11 protein-coding genes are annotated in these 16,963 nt (G+C 42.0%); all 11 read left to right on the forward strand.

Going from position 1 to position 16,963, the window contains the following annotated elements:
• Window positions 1-47: 47 nt before the first annotated feature.
• The 11 genes from ABTV71_RS07515 to ABTV71_RS07565 all read left to right on the forward strand — a co-directional run bounded on the left by ABTV71_RS07515 (window position 48) and on the right by ABTV71_RS07565 (window position 16,961).
• Window positions 48-1,184 carry a FecR family protein gene (locus ABTV71_RS07515; RefSeq protein WP_433902738.1) on the forward strand — a complete coding sequence of 379 codons (1,137 nt, stop codon included), beginning with the start codon at window positions 48-50 and terminating at the stop codon, window positions 1,182-1,184.
• 222 nt (window positions 1,185-1,406) lie between these two features.
• Window positions 1,407-4,079 carry a SusC/RagA family TonB-linked outer membrane protein gene (locus ABTV71_RS07520; RefSeq protein ID WP_433902739.1) on the forward strand — a complete coding sequence of 891 codons (2,673 nt, stop codon included), beginning with the start codon at window positions 1,407-1,409 and terminating at the stop codon, window positions 4,077-4,079.
• On the forward strand, window positions 4,060-4,953 hold the full coding sequence (locus ABTV71_RS07525) for a hypothetical protein (RefSeq protein ID WP_433902740.1): 894 nt from the start codon (window positions 4,060-4,062) through the stop codon (window positions 4,951-4,953). Before ABTV71_RS07520 ends, ABTV71_RS07525 begins: the two co-directional genes overlap by 20 nt.
• Window positions 4,954-4,964: 11 nt before the next feature.
• Window positions 4,965-6,335 (forward strand): RagB/SusD family nutrient uptake outer membrane protein, encoded by a 1,371-nt coding sequence (locus ABTV71_RS07530; RefSeq protein ID WP_433902741.1) that lies wholly within the window; start codon window positions 4,965-4,967, stop codon window positions 6,333-6,335.
• Window positions 6,336-6,343: 8 nt separating this feature from the next.
• Window positions 6,344-7,282, forward strand: a complete 939-nt coding sequence (locus tag ABTV71_RS07535; RefSeq protein WP_433902742.1) for a BT_3987 domain-containing protein — start codon at window positions 6,344-6,346, stop codon at window positions 7,280-7,282.
• A gap of 15 nt (window positions 7,283-7,297) precedes the next feature.
• Window positions 7,298-8,437, forward strand: a complete 1,140-nt coding sequence (locus ABTV71_RS07540) for a redoxin domain-containing protein (protein ID WP_433902743.1) — start codon at window positions 7,298-7,300, stop codon at window positions 8,435-8,437.
• Between the two features lie 11 nt (window positions 8,438-8,448).
• Window positions 8,449-9,570 carry a thioredoxin-like domain-containing protein gene (locus tag ABTV71_RS07545; RefSeq protein WP_433902744.1) on the forward strand — a complete coding sequence of 374 codons (1,122 nt, stop codon included), beginning with the start codon at window positions 8,449-8,451 and terminating at the stop codon, window positions 9,568-9,570.
• 432 nt (window positions 9,571-10,002) lie between these two features.
• Window positions 10,003-10,410, forward strand: a complete 408-nt coding sequence (locus tag ABTV71_RS07550; protein ID WP_433902745.1) for a hypothetical protein — start codon at window positions 10,003-10,005, stop codon at window positions 10,408-10,410.
• A 165-nt stretch (window positions 10,411-10,575) separates the two neighbouring features.
• A complete protein-coding gene (locus ABTV71_RS07555; protein ID WP_433902746.1) occupies window positions 10,576-12,249 on the forward strand; it encodes a DUF6377 domain-containing protein in 1,674 nt (557 codons plus the stop codon).
• A gap of 212 nt (window positions 12,250-12,461) precedes the next feature.
• A complete protein-coding gene (locus ABTV71_RS07560; protein WP_433902747.1) occupies window positions 12,462-15,455 on the forward strand; it encodes a SusC/RagA family TonB-linked outer membrane protein in 2,994 nt (997 codons plus the stop codon).
• 12 nt (window positions 15,456-15,467) lie between these two features.
• Window positions 15,468-16,961 (forward strand): RagB/SusD family nutrient uptake outer membrane protein, encoded by a 1,494-nt coding sequence (locus tag ABTV71_RS07565; RefSeq protein ID WP_433902748.1) that lies wholly within the window; start codon window positions 15,468-15,470, stop codon window positions 16,959-16,961.
• The last annotated feature ends 2 nt before the right edge of the window (window positions 16,962-16,963 follow it).

The raw sequence follows: 16,963 nt of genomic DNA on the forward strand, positions 1-16,963 counted from the left end.
GGTAGGGTAAATTCGGTCACGATTGGCTATATATAAAACAGGCAATTATGGATCGTTCAAAAGACCCAAATTATATTTCTCATCTTGCAAGGAAACTTCAGGAAAATACGATTACCAAAGAAGAGCTGGAGGAATTCGAAGCTTGGTACGATGGATTTGATAATGTGCTGGAAATCACTTCAGGTGAATCTCGCGAAGATATGTTACAGCGAATATATGATCAAATCGCACAAGAAGCCAATATTCGACCAGCTGATAAAGTGTCAAAAGTCTGGTTTATGGCTGCGGCATGTTTACTATTCGTATTTTCTTTTGGAGGATATTTCTTTTATCATTCAGATCTACTTGATAAAGCTTCATTTTCCCAGCATGAATCAGTAGTCCCCGGAGGGAATAAGGCTATCCTAACTTTGGCGAATGGTCAAAAAGTAAAGCTAGATGAGGTTGGTGACGGGCAATTAGCCGTAGAGGGCAATAACAATATTATTAAAAGTTCTGATGGTCAGCTACGTTATGAAGCAGATTTTGATGATGGCAAAAGGATAAAATCGGTAGGCATTAATGAACTTAGCACACCTTTAGGTGGACAATATCATCTTATTTTGGCCGATGGTAGTAAGGTTTGGCTAAATTCAGGATCATCCATTAAATTCCCGACGAGTTTTAATCCGAAAGAAAGAAAGGTAGAGGTCGTGGGTGAAGCCTATTTTGAGGTTAGCCATCATCCCAAATGGCCCTTTATCGTAATAAGTCGTGAACAGATTGTCCAAGTGTTGGGGACACATTTCAATGTGAGTGCATATGAAGATGAGGATCGCATGAGGACGACATTGCTCGATGGTTCTGTCAAGGTTAGCACAGTTAAAGGAAGTAAAATGTTAAAGCCTGGACAGGAGGCTGTTGTCAACGGCGAAAATCTTTCCGTAACCAATGCGGATACAGAAGAAGCTATAGCCTGGAAGGAAGGCTATTTCAGATTCAATAATGAAAATATCGTGCCTGTGATGCGCAAGCTGGCCCGTTGGTACAATGTTGAAGTAACATTTCAGGGGAAAATTACGCAGGAAGCATTTAACGGAAAGATTTCGAGGTCAAAGAATTTGGACCAGGCTTTAAAGATGCTGGAGAAAACAGGGGTTATACATTTTAAAACCGAAGGAAGGAGGGTAATAGTGACACAATAACCTAACTAACGCTATGGATCTTTAAAGCCATTCCGGATTCGGCCCCGGAATGGCTAACGAATGGATCCAAAATAACATCCTAATTATTTATGAAATGCGTAATACCTCTCATCCGGAAAATGTTACGGTAAAAACGCTTAAACCCAAGCTTTACAAATGTACAAATTTTACACCAAGATTATTGTACGGCCACCCGGCTGTATACCTAAAATACTATTGACAATGAAGTTGATTGTACTTTTTATGACGGCGTTCATTTTGCAGGCTGGTGCTGATGTCCTTGCGCAAAAAATTACGCTCCAGGAAAAGAATGTTCCACTTGGCCAGATCTTCAACAGGATCAGTTCACAGACGGGTTATGATTTTTTATATACTACCTCCCTTTTAAAAAATACGAAGCCTGTAACCATTAATGTAAGGAATATGGAATTGCGGGAAGTACTGAAAAAGGTTTTCACAGGACAGCCCTTGGATTTTATTATTGAAGACCAGTCTGTGGTAGTGAGGCAGTCGCCAAGATCGAATTTGACAGTTCCTGTTATTGAAAAGGGGGGGACAATAGATGTTTCCGGCCGTGTGGTGGATGCTGAAACGGGCAAGCCCTTGTATGGGGCAACGGTTTTGGTCAAAGGCAAGATGCAGGGCGGCAATACTGCTCCAGACGGTACTTTTCTTATTCGTTCTGTGGAGGATAACGACGTTCTCGTCATTGCTTTTCTCGGATATAAGTCGAAGGAAATCGCAGTCAAGAAAGAACTTGGAATAATCCGTTTGGAACCCAATGTCAGTAACCTGAGCGAGGTGACAGTTGCTGTAAATACAGGTTATCAGATCATTAAGCCCGAGCAGAGTACCGGGGCGGTATCGCAGATCAGTACGAAAGCCTATGAGTCCAGGATCAGTACCAACTTTTTAGATGGTCTGGTCAATCGTATTCCCGGTCTAATGATCAACAATAATGTTTCCTTTACCAGTACGACACCGGGCAATACAGGATCTTCTTCCCGGAGCTTATTTAATATCAGGGGTATATCGACCATGTCCGCTAATCAGAATCCATTGATCGTCGTCGATGGCTATCCGACCGAGCTGACATTGGATATGATTGATCCCAATGATATTAAAAATGTCACGGTGCTGAAGGATGCCGCCGCGGCAACTGTATATGGTGTTCGCGCATCCAACGGTGTGATCGTGATCGAACGTAAGCAGGCAGCGGCTGGAAAACCGCTGTTTGACTTTAGGACTACAGTGGGAATAACACCAAAAGAAAATTACAAGAGATACCGTTATGCAGACAACGCATCTGCAATATTGACCGATTATCAAAAGTTTATTTATTCAAAAAGTGTTAATCCCGATACTTGGTATCTACTATCCACCATCGGCAGTGCGGAATCATCCGCACGCTCACCGCTCTATTACCTGCTCGCGCAATCGGCGGCAAAGGTCATTACACCTGACCAATTTGAACGTTCATATGCTGCGTTGCAGACTTATGATAACAAGGAAGAGTACAGCGATGTTTTTTTACGTGCCGCCGCAACACAGACCTATAATCTGAAAGCTTCCGGAGGAAATGAAAATGCACTGTACTATATCACTACAAATTACACAGGCAATAGGCTGCAGGGCATAAATAATGACAATAACCGCTGGTTAATTTCTGCCAGGAGCAGGTTTAAGCTTGCCTCGAAGTTATCCCTTGAATTAATTACCGACTATCAGGAGTTGCGTTATAACAATGCCCCGGTTCCGGGGCTGACGGATCTATTTCCATATGAAAGGCTAAGAGATGTGAATGGCAGCCCGGCCTATTCAACAGCATTATCCTCCCTTAATCCGTTTTACAATAATTCAATTATGGGCAGGGGCCTAGAAGATGCGCTTACTTATCCCTTAGTCGACGTAAACGAGATCCGCGATCGGAATAAAACGGTTAATAACCATATTACAGCCAATTTCAATTACGACTTTGGAAAAGGTTTTGGTTTGACTTTTGGGGGGATCTATGAAAATTCGCATAGTGATATCACGCACTATGCTTCGGAGTTTTCATCCGAAGCCCGCAGATATATAGACGCATATGTGACGACAAATCCAGACGGCACACTCAAATTTAATGTGCCAAAGGGCGGGTATCTCAGACAGGAAGGCGTAAATTTTCATAGCTATACGGCCCGTGCAAATCTGAGTTATAACAAAAAGATCGGCAAGGATCATTCCATCAATGGAATCTTGGGCGGGGAACTACGGAATGTCGTTAATAAGAGTAATCTGGCCAGTTATTTTGGTTATAGTAATGAGACGCTCCTCCAGCAGCCTGTGGATTACGCGGCTATTACCAACGGTTCCCTTAAAGGAACATTTTTGTCTACTTCGCCGTTTTTCGGTCAGTATGGCTCACTGTTCGATCAAGAGTATACGGAAGATAGGTTTCTTTCGGGCTTTACTAATTTGCTATATTCCTATAAAGATAAATATTCCCTCAGTGGTAGTGTGCGTATTGATCAGTCCAACCTGTTTGGAACGAACCCCAAATATAAATATAAGCCGCTATGGTCCGTTGGGCTAGCATGGAATATAGAAAAGGAGAATTTCATGCGTGGGCTTGACTGGGTAAATAACATCAAGCTAAGAACCTCGTATGGGTTTAACGGAAATGTGGCCAAATTATCGCTTCCGCAAGTAATTGCCCAATACAAAGTAAACCTGTTTACGTCACCTACCAGCACCGCACTGGAACGGCTTTCGTATGCAAACAGTAGTTTACGCTGGGAACAGACTAAGAACTTTAATGCCGGACTGAGCTATCGCATCTTCAAGCATATCAATGGTACCATTGATTTTTATACAAAAAAACAGTACCGATCTCTTGGGAAATTCCTTTATTGATCCGACAATCGGTGTAAGTCCATCGATTATCAACAATGCATCCATAAATAACAAGGGCTTGGAGCTCAGCCTGCATGCGGACTGGATCGTGCGGAAGGATTTTAACTGGAATACCGGGCTGATTTTTGCGCGAAACACAAGCAAAGTTTTGGATGTGTATCAGCAAGGGGCCTATAATCCGCAGACATTAAATGTACTTGGTTATGTGAAAGGTTATCCTGTTGGCGCATTATTCGCCTATCGGGATGCTGGATTGGATAAAAATGGTTTTCCGCAGGTAAAAAATGACCGGGGAACAATTTATCCAACGGACAATAGTGTAACTGGGTCGGGGCAGGATCTCATCCTCTCCAGTGATACCTCTGGGGTGGTACGTTATGCCGGATCATCCATCCCTACGATGAATGCTGGATTGAGCAATCGCATAGATATTGGCCGGTTCTATATTTTTGCGATGATCAATTACTATGGCGGGTTTAAAGTCCGTGTACCGGCACCTAATCCGACAGCACTCAGACCGATCGAAGGTGCTGAAGACTATTGGAGGAACCCTGGGGATGAAAACCGGACTAATGTGCCTTCCTTGGCTGCTTTGGCCGGAAATGCCTACAATTCCATTTATGCCTACAATTTCTCAGACCGGCATATTGTCAATGGAGACTACCTCACCTTGGGCGACCTGACCGTATCGTATAGTTTCGACGACAAAAGATTTGTCAAGAAATTGGGTTTCTCTCATTTTGAGGTTAAGCTGCAGGGGTCAAATCTTTGGACGGTGGGTTTCAATAGGTTCAACTACAGCCCCGCGACAGGAAGTTTTCAGAAAACCTACGTTACGCCAACCTACACATTGGCATTATTTACAACTTTTTAAACCAGCTATCCATGAAGTCATATAAATATATAATAGGATTATTTATTCCATTGTTCGTTTTGGCGGGATGTGATAAGTATCTGGACATACAACCCAAGGGCAGGACACTGTTGACGACGGTCAAAGACTATGACCAGTGGATGAACGATCCCTGGTTAGGGGAGGGCTTTGGTTCTCAGATCGGTATTACCAATTACTTCGCTGATCATGTGGACTTTGTTAATACTCCTGTACCCGCGGTGCAGCCGGGTGAGCTGATGTATGTATGGGCACCGCAGTTTTCATCGGACCTGACCAGTGCTCCAGCCTTATGGGGAGAACATTATGCGAAGATAAACCACTTTAATACCGTTTTGTTGGGCATTGATGATGCAACAGGGGGCACCGCTGCTGAAAAGAAACGATTGCGGAGTGAAGCATTATTGGGTAGGGCTTTGGAATATTTTTGCCTGCTCAACGAATATGCGAAGCCTTATGATGCTGCCACCGCAACAGAGGACTTAGCTGTTCCTTTTGTTACATCCAATGATGTAACACAGGTAGTACCGGCAAGAAGCAGTTCTGCTGATCTGTTTAAACATATCGTTGACGATCTAAATGAGGCGCTAACGGATCTTCCGGTCGACAACAGCAGCAATCGGGTCAGAGGTTCAGTGGCTGGAGCTTACAGTGTGCTGGCACGTGTTTACTTCTATAGCCGGAACTATTCGGAGGCAGCGAAATATGCAGAGTTGGCTCTTTCCAATACACAGGCAGTGATGATCAACTTTAATGGTACACTGCCAAGTTCAGATCTGGTCAGTATCCGTCCAGATGTAATTTATGGCCGTTATGTAATAGGCAATTTACCCATGACCCTGGACTATATGCGGAGTTTTCTGCCTGGTGATCTGCGGGTAAGGAGATTATATCAGAGTCTGGATAACTATACTTTTACAACCAGGGGGGCAACTTCTTTTGTTCCGCTGCGTGTAACACCGACATTGCAATATGTAAATACGGGCACCTCGGTACAGGAAATGAAACTTATCATCGCTGAAAACGCAGCAAGAAAGAATGAATTAAGTAGTGCGCTCAAGCAATTGGATGATATCCGAAAAACCAGGATTGCCACAGCGTCTTATGTGCCTTTTCAGTCGACGGACCAGGAAACCGTATTGAAAGAGGTTCTGCTGGAACGGTATCATGAACTGGGCTGTTCGGGCCTACGCTGGTTTGATATGCGGCGCCTTGACAAGGAAAATCGAATGGAAGCTGTACATCGTTACGATGCTACGGGTAAGGTGATTGCAACTTTAGAGGCACATAGCAACAAATACACGTTACAGATTCCTGTTCAGGTGCTTAGTTTCAATCCCGGTATGCCCCAAAATCCCCAATAATTCAAGCTATGAAAAAATATTCTTTCACACTTTTTATCCTGGCATTCCTATTTGCCGGATGTTCAAAAGAACAAGAGACTACTGGTCTTGGGGATGGAACGGTGTCTTTTGACCTCGCGGCCGAAAAAGACAGCATTCAGGTTCCCTTATCCATTATTTCGGATACGATTTCTGAGATTAAATTTAGGGCAGCATTGTCTGGATCCACAACATCCTCCAGGGACCATTGGATTAATTTTACGATAGACACTACTAAAATTGGTCGTTATCGTCTTAAATATGGTCAAGCGTCTTTGCTCCCTGTTAGCTCATACCTGTTCTACAAGCCACAAGTCCAATTAAAAGCAGGTTCATCAGTTTCTGAAGCCGCCGAATTAAATATCATTTCCCAGACCAGACTAGTGGAATACAGTACTTATGTACTGCCCGTGGTTATACAGTCTGTGGATGGCCAAGTTGAAGGCCCTGCCAGTACAAAGGTGATGTATTATGTGTTTAAAACGGGCAAACCGCTTGTCATCAGCAAAGCCGGCTGGGCGATCGCGGGCGTATCTTCTATCTTCAATGCTTTTGCTGCGGCTAATGTGATCGACGACAATAAGACAGGTACTTATTGGGCCAGTAATATTACACAATCCATGCCTCAATGGGTATCCATAAATTTCAACCGGGATGTAACCTTTTCGGCGCTGACCTATTCGGTTCCACCAATTTTAGCCTATCCGACACAGGGTGGTTACCCTACCTCGATTCAGATTGAGACGAGCATGGACGGTGCAAATTGGGTTAGCAGAGGGGTGTTTTCCGGCGATATTGCGAATAATTCGCAAACACTTAATACTGGTTTGACTACTGCCAGATACCTCAGGTTTACCTCCCTGGCATCAGTAAAATATGCATCTACTTATTCAACAATTTTTATCAGCGATATTTCGCTGCTCCCTTAAAATAAAAGAAAAAATATGAAAATAATTAAGTTTTTAGTTGCCTTAGTGATCCTTAGCCCCTTGAGTCTAAGCGCACAGCAGGGCTTTATGGTACAGGGCAAGATCAGTCCAATGGCAAATACGCAAAAGGTTTATTTGAATTACTATAATGAAGGCAAAGAAGTGAAGGATTCCGCGACAGTCAAAAAAGGAGAATTCAGTTTTAAAGGACAGGTGAGCAATCCAGTGGCGGCGATTTTAACACTCAAAAAGCAAGATGCCAGTTTGAGTAAACAAGAAGCTTCCGAAGAGCTTTATTTTTATCTGGAGAATTCAAAAATTAGCATTACTTCATCAAATTCCTTCCGATCCGCAGTTGTAAGCGGTTCACGTACCAATGCTGAAAACCTGGAACTTCAGGCCATCCATGCACCCTTTCGGAAAATTGCCGATTCGGTGATGCGTGTCTATAATGGCTGGACCCTAGAACAGCGAAAAGACAGCACGCTTACAAAAGCGCTTGCGGCACCGATGCGTGCGACGCAAAAAGGTTATGATAGCGTGAGCCGGATTTTTATCGCTAATCACCCAAACTCTTTTATCGCGCTCCGTTTATTCAAAGAGATCGAACTAGGTTATAATTTTAATCCGGATACAGCGGAAAGACGATTTTCCAATTTCTCGGATCTTGTGCGTAATTCCTATGCAGGAATCGAAATGTCAAAAATAATAAATAAAGGCAAAAAGACCGATGTCGGCGCTATGGCCATAGAATTTGTGCAACGCGATACCTCTGGAAAGGAAGTGAAACTATCGGATTTTAGGGGTCAATATGTTCTTCTGGACTTCTGGGCTTCCTGGTGTAAGCCCTGTCGTGCCGAAAACCCTAATTTATTAAAAGCATATAATAAGTTTAAAGAAAAACGCTTTACTATTTTGGGTGTTTCATTGGACGATGCGGATGGTAGAAGGGCGTGGCTTCACGCTGTGGTACAGGATAGTATGCCTTGGACTCAAGTGTCGGATTTAAAAGGATTCAAAAGCAAAGTTGCGGTAGATTATGGTGTGGAGGCTATACCGACCAATTATCTGATTTCTCCGGAGGGAAAAATCATTGCCAAAAATCTACGTGGAGCAGAGTTGGAGAAGAAGCTTGCTGATATTTTGGGAAATTAAAAATGAACGATATGAAAATGAGATTTTTTTTAAAAATAGGGCTTGTGCTTGGGTGTTTGCCAATGGGGCTTTTGGCGCAAAATAAGTACACGATAAAGGGTGAGTTATCAAACCTAAAAACTCCCGCTAAGGCCTATTTATTGCTAGCCGAAAATGGAGGCTTTCAAAACAAGGATTCTGTCACTGTAAAAAACGGGATGTTTCAGTTCAACGGAACTGTTGATGCACCACGGCAGGCGCTTATTTCTCTTGTTCGCCAAGGGAGCAAAGGCGGGGCGGCTTCGAATGATTATTTAGGTTTTTTTATCGAAAATTCGGTTATACAGGTGACTGCCAAGGATTCGATCAAAAATGCGACAATAGAAGGGTCGCAGGCTGAATTGGAAAGTAAGCAGCTGGAAGCTTCGACCAGACCCCTGACAAATATAATTATCAAAATGAACGATGAATTTGCGGGGAAACCAAAGGATGCTGCCTGGCAGAAAGCTTCGGACAGCGTCGCCGGGATCATTGCCAAAATCAGGGATTTGCAGATAGATTTTGTCAGGTCACATGCCAATTCTTATATGGGTTTGTATGTTTATTATCATAATCTGTTGAGCCGAAAATTCAATCCTTTGGAAATGGAACCTATTTTTCAGCAGTTTGCGACTGGTTTACGTGATTCCGAACTGGGGAAACTTAGTTTGGAAAAGATCGAAGCAACCAAAAGAAGCCAGGCAGGCGTCAAAGTGACTGATTTTACACAGATGGATTTATCCGGAAAGCCTTTTGCACTTTCTTCCTTGCGCGGTAAATATGTGCTAGTCGATTTCTGGGCGAGCTGGTGTGCTCCATGTCGGGCTGAAAATCCCAACCTTGTTAAAGCATATACCGCACTAAAAGATAAAAATTTTGAGATTGTCGGCGTATCGCTTGACCAAAATAAGGACGCCTGGGCGAATGCAGTAAAAAATGATGGGCTTCCATGGATCCATGTTTGTGATTTAAAGGGGTGGAAGAATGAGGCTGCTGCCATTTATGGCGTAAGTGCCGTCCCCCAAAATTTTCTGATAGATCCCAATGGTGTTATTATTGCCCGCGATCTGCGCGGAGCGGGGCTTACGGAAAAATTATTGACATTGATTAAATAAAAAAGCACTGCCCTGTTTGTGTAAAACTAAACAGGGTAGTAATTTAAAAGTCTGTCGATTTTATTAACTTCTTCCAATGGCTGTAATGTGAACTTAACAGATATCCTGCCTTTGGGAGAAAACAATCCTTTCCAATAAATCTATTTCATCATTTGATAGCGGAGTGGAAAATTGGATATATTTTGTACTGCATCCGCCGCTAGAGCTCGTAAATCAGTCTCTTCAGAACCTGTTGAAATAGTGTAGTGTCCGGATCCACTATTTATACTTTGTATGCTCATCATAAAATAACTGGCAAATGAATATAGGGAAATTTTGATGTAGATGCTAGAATTATAGATCTTTATATTGATCTAAGATAGTGAGAAACATGAAAAGAATACTTACTTCTGCAGAAATAAAGCTAATTTCCTGTCAAGTAAATCATTAAATATGAAAGCAGCAATTTTTCTTTTTTTTATTATCATACTAGCCTCTTGTAGTTACTATACTGGCGAAATGATAGGAACTTACAGCCCTGCTAACTATACAAACACCTATGATACTATTCAGCTAAGAACTAATAATATATATTATCGCCGGGTGTATGATCGGAATAAAAAGCTAGTGCTGAAAACTAAAGGAAAGTGGAAAGTAGATCACGATTTAATAGTGTTCGAACCCCCTTATTTTTGGAATTTGGATGGAGATTTAGTGAAGTTTCCTGAGCTTTTAAACGATACAATAAGTAATGGACTTGGATATATAGGTGTAAATAGCGGTAGGATAGAATTTTGTGTTGGCCATTATTCTGCTGATATCCCAAATCAAAATTGTTATAAAAAAGTAGCAGATGAATAGCTAAAATCTAACAATTATAAACCAAAGATCCCTTACAAAAGTTCAACAGCATGACAAAACCCTCAGTATATTCGTTATGAAATTTGCCTTTAGAATATACGCACGTTTTGTTTTAAGCCTAGAAAATGTTACTATTGTGTTTTGTCACTTTTGGTTTAAAGTATCATGTATAGACCTGTCGTATGTATCCTGTTGATTGTCATATCGGTTATCCTATGTAAAGCAGGAACCGAACAGGATACGTCGTTGATACAACTGCTTCAGATGATCGACAAAAAGGAAGAGTTTATGGCCATCAAAGAAGTGAGAATAGACGACTTGGTACGACGGCTTCATAAATCAACAAATAACACTTCCGCACAATACGAATTAAACAAACTTCTTTACCAAGAATATGCTTCCTATAAACTAGATTCTGCGATTATATATGCTAGGGGAAATGTAAAATTAGCAGAAAGGAGTGGCAATTCCTTCCAAATCAATGAAAGTAATCTGGATCTTGCTTCATTTTACTTCACAGCAGGTATGTATATTGACGCCTATAAGATATTGGTCACTGCAGATAAGAACAAGCTTCCTAGGGAACTATTGATCAAGTATTTTGATGCGTGGAAAAGGCTCTATAAATTTTATTCATTTTCAAATACCGATGATCGGCAGTATGCTATTCGGAGTGACCACTATCGCGATTCGCTATTAAGTGAACTGGATACGGCAAGTAGTCAATACCGTATTGTTTATGCCGAAAAGCTCCATGATGAGGGGAAATTTGAGGAAGCGAAAAAGAGGTTGATGTATATGCTTGATCTTTCCCAAAAAGAGGATCATGAACATGCCATTTTATGTTATGCCCTGGCAAATATCTACGAAAAGGAGGGCGATGTTGACCTTCAACGCAAATATTTGACATTGTCGGCGATTAGCGACGTTAAAAATGCTATCAAGGAAAATGCCTCGATGCAGGCATTAGCGACCTTATTGTATAAATCAAATCATATTGAAGAAGCCTTTAGCTGTATCAAATCTTCTATGGAGGACGCTATATTCTGTAATGCCCGTTTCCGGACCTATGAAGCTTCCCAAATTTTTCCGATCATAAACTCAGCTTATCAAGAAAACGAATTACAACAAAAGGCAAAATTGACCATCTTTCTAACGATTGTTAGTATCCTATCATTGTGCCTCGTTATAGCAGTTATTTTGATCTACAGACAGATGAAGCGGGTAAATCGTGTCCGTAGCGAGCTCTTCGAACTCAATCAAAAATTGCAGGTGCTCAATCAGCAATTGAATACAGCCAATGACGAACTTCATACCACCAATAGCGAAGTGCTGTCTATGAATAGCGAGTTGGCAGAAACCAATCATATCAAAGAAGCCTATATCGGTGAGTTCCTCAACCTATGTTCCTTATATATTGATAAGCTCGAAAAATTCCAGATTTCGCTCAACAAGATGGTCATGGCCAAGAAGATCGAAGAGCTCAAGCAGATGCTTAAATCACGTGATATGATCGACCATGAAGTAAAAGAATTATACGTCACTTTTGATCATGTATTTTTGCATTTGTATCCGAACTTTGTAGAGGATTTCAACGCACTACTAGTCGCAGATATGCAAGTTGTCTTGAAGCCAAATGAAGTACTGAGCCCGGAGCTACGTATTTTTGCATTGATACGTTTGGGTATTACAGACAGTGCAAAGATAGCCCGTTTCCTACACTATTCAACCAATACCATTTATACCTATCGGACCAAATTCAGAAACAAAGCTGCTGTTCCGCGCGAAGATTTTGATGAATTGGTCACAAAAATAGGTCGAAAAGCCCTAAAATATTGACCTAATCTTCTATATATTTCTTTGAAGTATTTGATTTAATACTCTGTTCTTTAGACTTTTATGTTTTTGTTGTTTCTATATTCGGCGATACACCTCTTTTATCTGCTCTTTGATCCTTCTATTTTTGGATAAACCAATTAGGGGACGATTTGACACTAGGTTCAAATCGAAATTAAATAACAATTATAAGTAATACGTAGAAATCAAATTTTATGAAAAACCAGGGGCGATTACGTTTTACGTATCCCATTCTTATGCTTTTAATGATTTTGATCAGTTTAAATTCATTTGCACAACAGCGGGAGATTCAGGGTACTGTAAAAGACGAAAACAAGCTAGCTATTGAAGCTGTTTCCGTCAACAACAAGGGGACAACCCAACAAGTACAGACAGATCGAAATGGCCATTTTAAAATGACCGTTGCACATGGTTCAGTTTTGAGCATCTCCTATATCGGCTACAAGACTCAGGAACTAAAAGTAGACAATGCATCAATTTATAATATTATATTAGTCAAGGATAACACAGCACTTGACGAGGTGGTTGTTATTGGATATGGGACCGTTAAAAAGAAAGATCTGACAGGTTCTTTAGCGTCTGTGGGTGCAGAGACAATGAAAGATAAGCCTGTGGCAAATGTTGGCGAAGCGCTTCAAGGACGTGCCTCTGGTGTACAGGTTATCAACTCAGGCGCGCCCGGAAGTAACGTGTCCATACAGATTCGAGGGCTGGGATCAATCAACAATAGTGCTCCATTGTTAGTGATTGATGGCGTTCCAACGGATCTGTCGCTCAATGCGCTCAACCCAAATGATGTGGAGACAATCGATATCCTCAAGGATGCCTCTGCTACTGCCATTTATGGTTCCAGAGGAGCCAATGGTGTTGTATTGATTTCAACAAAAAAGGGTAATAAAAATAAAGGCAGTATTACGGCAAGTGCCAATTACGCGATTCAGCAGGCAACGAGCCTACCCAAAATGCTGAATGCACAACAGTTTGCGTCGCTGCACAATGAGATGATGGCCAACAACAATAACCGTCAACGACCGGATTTTGCCGATCCTACATTGCTTGGCCGAGGAACAGATTGGTTAGATGCGCTCCTACAGACAGGTAAATTAGCTAATTATGCCCTTAGTTATGCTGGTGGTGGAGAAAAGAATACCTACTACGTCTCTGCTGGTATACTCAATCAGGATGGCATCGTGAAAAACACCGATTACAAACGGTATAATTTTCAGTTTAACAATGAAGCTAAACAGACAGCATGGCTCAAATTGGGGAATACACTCACGCTAAGCCATGATGTAAAACACAATGGTTCCTATAGCGTATTGAATACGCTGGCCTCATTGCCTACACAACCAATTTTCAATGAAGACGGTACCTATTCAGGTCCTGGAAATGAAGCTATATTCTATGGCGATCTGCGCAATCCTATCGGTACTGCCATGCTTGAACAAAATACAACGAAAGGCTATAATCTTCTTGGAAATATCTATGCAGAAGCAAGTTTTTTGAATCATTTCACCTTCAAATCTTTGTTTGGCCTCGATTATAAGGCTTGGGACAATATGACCTTTTCGCCTAAATACAATTGGAAACCCATCCCAGTTCCCAATTCCTATCGGAGTGAAAGCTTCAACAAGAGCCTGACCTATTTGTGGGACAATACCCTCACTTATACAAATACTTTCGAGGGTGGGCACGAAGTCAATGTGATGTTAGGATCTAGTGCGCAAAACAATGATTATAATTACATGAATGGAAGCATCAAGGAATTTCTTTCTGATAATAACAGCCAGTTAAACAATGGTTTATTAGATCCAACCGTAGGTGGGAGCCGCAACGAATGGGCGCTATTGTCATTCTTCGGACGCGCCAATTACACGTTTAAAAATCGTTATCTCCTTACGGCGACGGTACGTCGTGATGGTACATCAAGAATTGCTTCGGCCAATCGTTGGGGGACTTTCCCTTCTTTTTCTGCCGCCTGGCGTATCTCTGAAGAGTCTTTTTTTAACAAAAATGATTTTTGGAGTGATGTTAAACTCCGTATCGGTTATGGAGTTACTGGTAATCAGGCTGTGTTGGACAACTATGCTGCATCAGCCCGCTTAAAAACTGGTCAATATGTTTTCAATGGTATTCCCGTTTCGACATTGTACCCACTCGTTATGCCTAACCCGGGCATACGCTGGGAAACGATCAAACAACAGAATGTTGGAATTGATGCAAGTTTTTTCAAGAACAGGATCCAGTTGACGATGGATGCTTACATCAAAAAAACCTCAGATATGCTTGTCAGGATGAGCGTGCCCATTACGACAGGATATTCAGACAGCTATACACCAATGATCAATGCCGGAGAGGTCGAAAACAAGGGTTGGGAATTAAGTTTACGTAGCCAAAACCTAAAAGGAGAATTGGTTTGGAATACCGATTTCAATATCTCCTATAATAGAAATAAGGTCGTTAGACTTGATGGCGATGTACCTATTTACTATGGTTATCAATCCCATACCATTGGACAGCCTGTTGGATCATTTTATGGCTATTTGACCAATGGTATTTTTCAAAACTGGGCCGAAGTGAATAGTTATGCTTATCAATATCAAGGGGCAGATCCCGCTAATAGTACGGCACCCGGCGATATCAAATTTAGGGACATCAATAAAGATGGAGTTGTTAATGACTATGACCGGACCTATTTAGGCAATCCAACACCAAGTTGGAGTTTTGCCATGAATAATAAGTTGTCCTATAAAAATATAGATCTTGAAGTATTCTTTCAGGGGGTGTCTGGAAACCAGATCTATAATGCCAATAGAGTTACCTTGGAAGGTATGTATACCATACGAAATCAGACGACTAAGGTTCTTGATCGTTGGACCGCTGAGGGAACCAGCAATGAGGTGCCGAGAGCGATTTACAGCGACCCCAATAAGAATACACGTAATTCAGATCGTTTTATTGAGCAGGGAAAATACCTGCGTCTGAAAAATCTGACCGTAGGTTATACCTTGCCTGAGGCTGTAGCCAAACGTCTGCATGCAGGACGGTTGCGGTTTTATTTTTCAGGGCAGAATTTGTTTACTTGGACCAAGTATTCTGGCTTCGATCCTGAAGTGATAGGAGGTGTTGACAATAGTAACTACCCGATCACAAAAAACTTTAGCTTGGGATTGGACCTTAGATTTTAACTAATTAGACTCATGATGATGAAAAAAATATTTTATATGGCCCTTGCGGCGATGCCCCTTTGGTTGGGCTCATGTTCAAAATTTTTGGATAAAGAACCTCTTGAGGATCCCAGTGCCGAATCCGTCAAGGATGCTTCCGCTGCCATTGCAATGATCAATGCGGCTTATCAGCCACTCCAACGACCCAAGTTATACAATATGCGGATATGGTCATTAGACATTATGGCAGGGAATAGTGCCGTGGGTGCAGGTGGTGGCGATGATGGAATAGAAACGATCCAATTGTCCAATTTTTCCACTGGCCCAGACAATTTTTCGGCGGTTGATCTTTGGCGAGGACCCAATCCCGGTATTTTATATTGTAATACCGTCTTGGAAAATGTCCCTTCGATGGATATAGATCCCCAATTGAAAAACAGATTGATTGGCGAAGCCAAATTCCTCCGTGCGAACTATTTTTTTATCTTGGTTCAGCTGTTTGGCGATGTGCCGCTTTCGTTGGTACCCGCGAAACCCGGAGATGATCTCAAACCGGCTCGCGTGAGCAAAGAACGCATCTATAATGAAGTCATTGTTCCAGACCTTAAGGAAGCCATCACACTTTTACCACGTCGTGAGGAATATGCCGATCAGGATAAGGGGCGCGTCAGTAAAGGAGCTGCGGCAGGCCTTTTGGCAAAAGTTTACCTCACACTAAAAGAATATCAGTTGTGCATTGATCAATGCAATCAGGTTGAGTCGCTGGGGTATGTGCTTAATGCCGACTATAGTGATTGTTTTGGGGGTGAGCCCCGTCATAAAAATACAGCCGAATCGCTCTTTGAAGTGCAATATTATGGACTTACCAAGGCCGGATTTTGGGACGATGAAAATCAGGCAAACTGGCTGAGTACCTATATGGGACCACGCAATTCCGGCTGGGTGGGCGGTGGCTATGGTTGGAATCAGCCAACAGCGGAGTTTGTCTCCCAATATGAAACTGGAGACTTGCGCAAAGATAAAACTATTTTGTATGAAGGAGGACCACTTTTCGACGGTAAGGCCTACAAATCCAATATGTCCTCCACAGGATATAACGTGCGCAAATTTTTGGTTCCATTGTCCATTTCACCCGATTATAATACCAATGCGGCGAATATCGTTGTGTTACGTTATGCAGACGTGCTATTGATGAAGGCTGAGGCACTCAATGAACTTGGCAATACGGCTCAAGCGGTGGATCCCTTGTATTTGGTGCGACAACGAGCTGGGTTGACCGACAAAAAGTCAATTACAGGGCTTTCCCAGGCTGATATGCGCGAAAAGATCCGTCACGAAAGAAGAATAGAACTTGCTTTTGAAGGACAACGCTGGTTTGATATGATTCGCTGGGACAATGGACAGTATGCACTTAACTTTCTGCACAGCATCGGTAAGCTCAATGCGACCGCAAAACATTTGTTGTTACCTATTCCTCAAGTTGAGATTGACGCCAATCCAAATTTGAAGCAGAATCCCGGTTATTAAAT

The organism is Sphingobacterium puteale (assembly GCF_050986225.1).
Lineage (GTDB): Bacteria > Bacteroidota > Bacteroidia > Sphingobacteriales > Sphingobacteriaceae > Sphingobacterium > Sphingobacterium puteale.

Excerpts from the sequence above, each read along its gene's own strand:
- ABTV71_RS07535 (WP_433902742.1), top strand. The coding sequence starts at position 6,344 with ATGAAAAAATATTCTTTCACACTTTTTATCCTGGCATTCCTATTTGCC.
- ABTV71_RS07515 (WP_433902738.1), top strand. The coding sequence starts at position 48 with ATGGATCGTTCAAAAGACCCAAATTATATTTCTCATCTTGCAAGGAAA.
- ABTV71_RS07540 (WP_433902743.1), top strand. The coding sequence starts at position 7,298 with ATGAAAATAATTAAGTTTTTAGTTGCCTTAGTGATCCTTAGCCCCTTG.
- ABTV71_RS07560 (WP_433902747.1), top strand. The coding sequence starts at position 12,462 with ATGAAAAACCAGGGGCGATTACGTTTTACGTATCCCATTCTTATGCTT.
- ABTV71_RS07530 (WP_433902741.1), top strand. The coding sequence starts at position 4,965 with ATGAAGTCATATAAATATATAATAGGATTATTTATTCCATTGTTCGTT.
- ABTV71_RS07545 (WP_433902744.1), top strand. The coding sequence starts at position 8,449 with ATGAAAATGAGATTTTTTTTAAAAATAGGGCTTGTGCTTGGGTGTTTG.
- ABTV71_RS07565 (WP_433902748.1), top strand. The coding sequence starts at position 15,468 with ATGATGATGAAAAAAATATTTTATATGGCCCTTGCGGCGATGCCCCTT.
- ABTV71_RS07550 (WP_433902745.1), top strand. The coding sequence starts at position 10,003 with ATGAAAGCAGCAATTTTTCTTTTTTTTATTATCATACTAGCCTCTTGT.
- ABTV71_RS07555 (WP_433902746.1), top strand. The coding sequence starts at position 10,576 with ATGTATAGACCTGTCGTATGTATCCTGTTGATTGTCATATCGGTTATC.
- ABTV71_RS07520 (WP_433902739.1), top strand. The coding sequence starts at position 1,407 with ATGAAGTTGATTGTACTTTTTATGACGGCGTTCATTTTGCAGGCTGGT.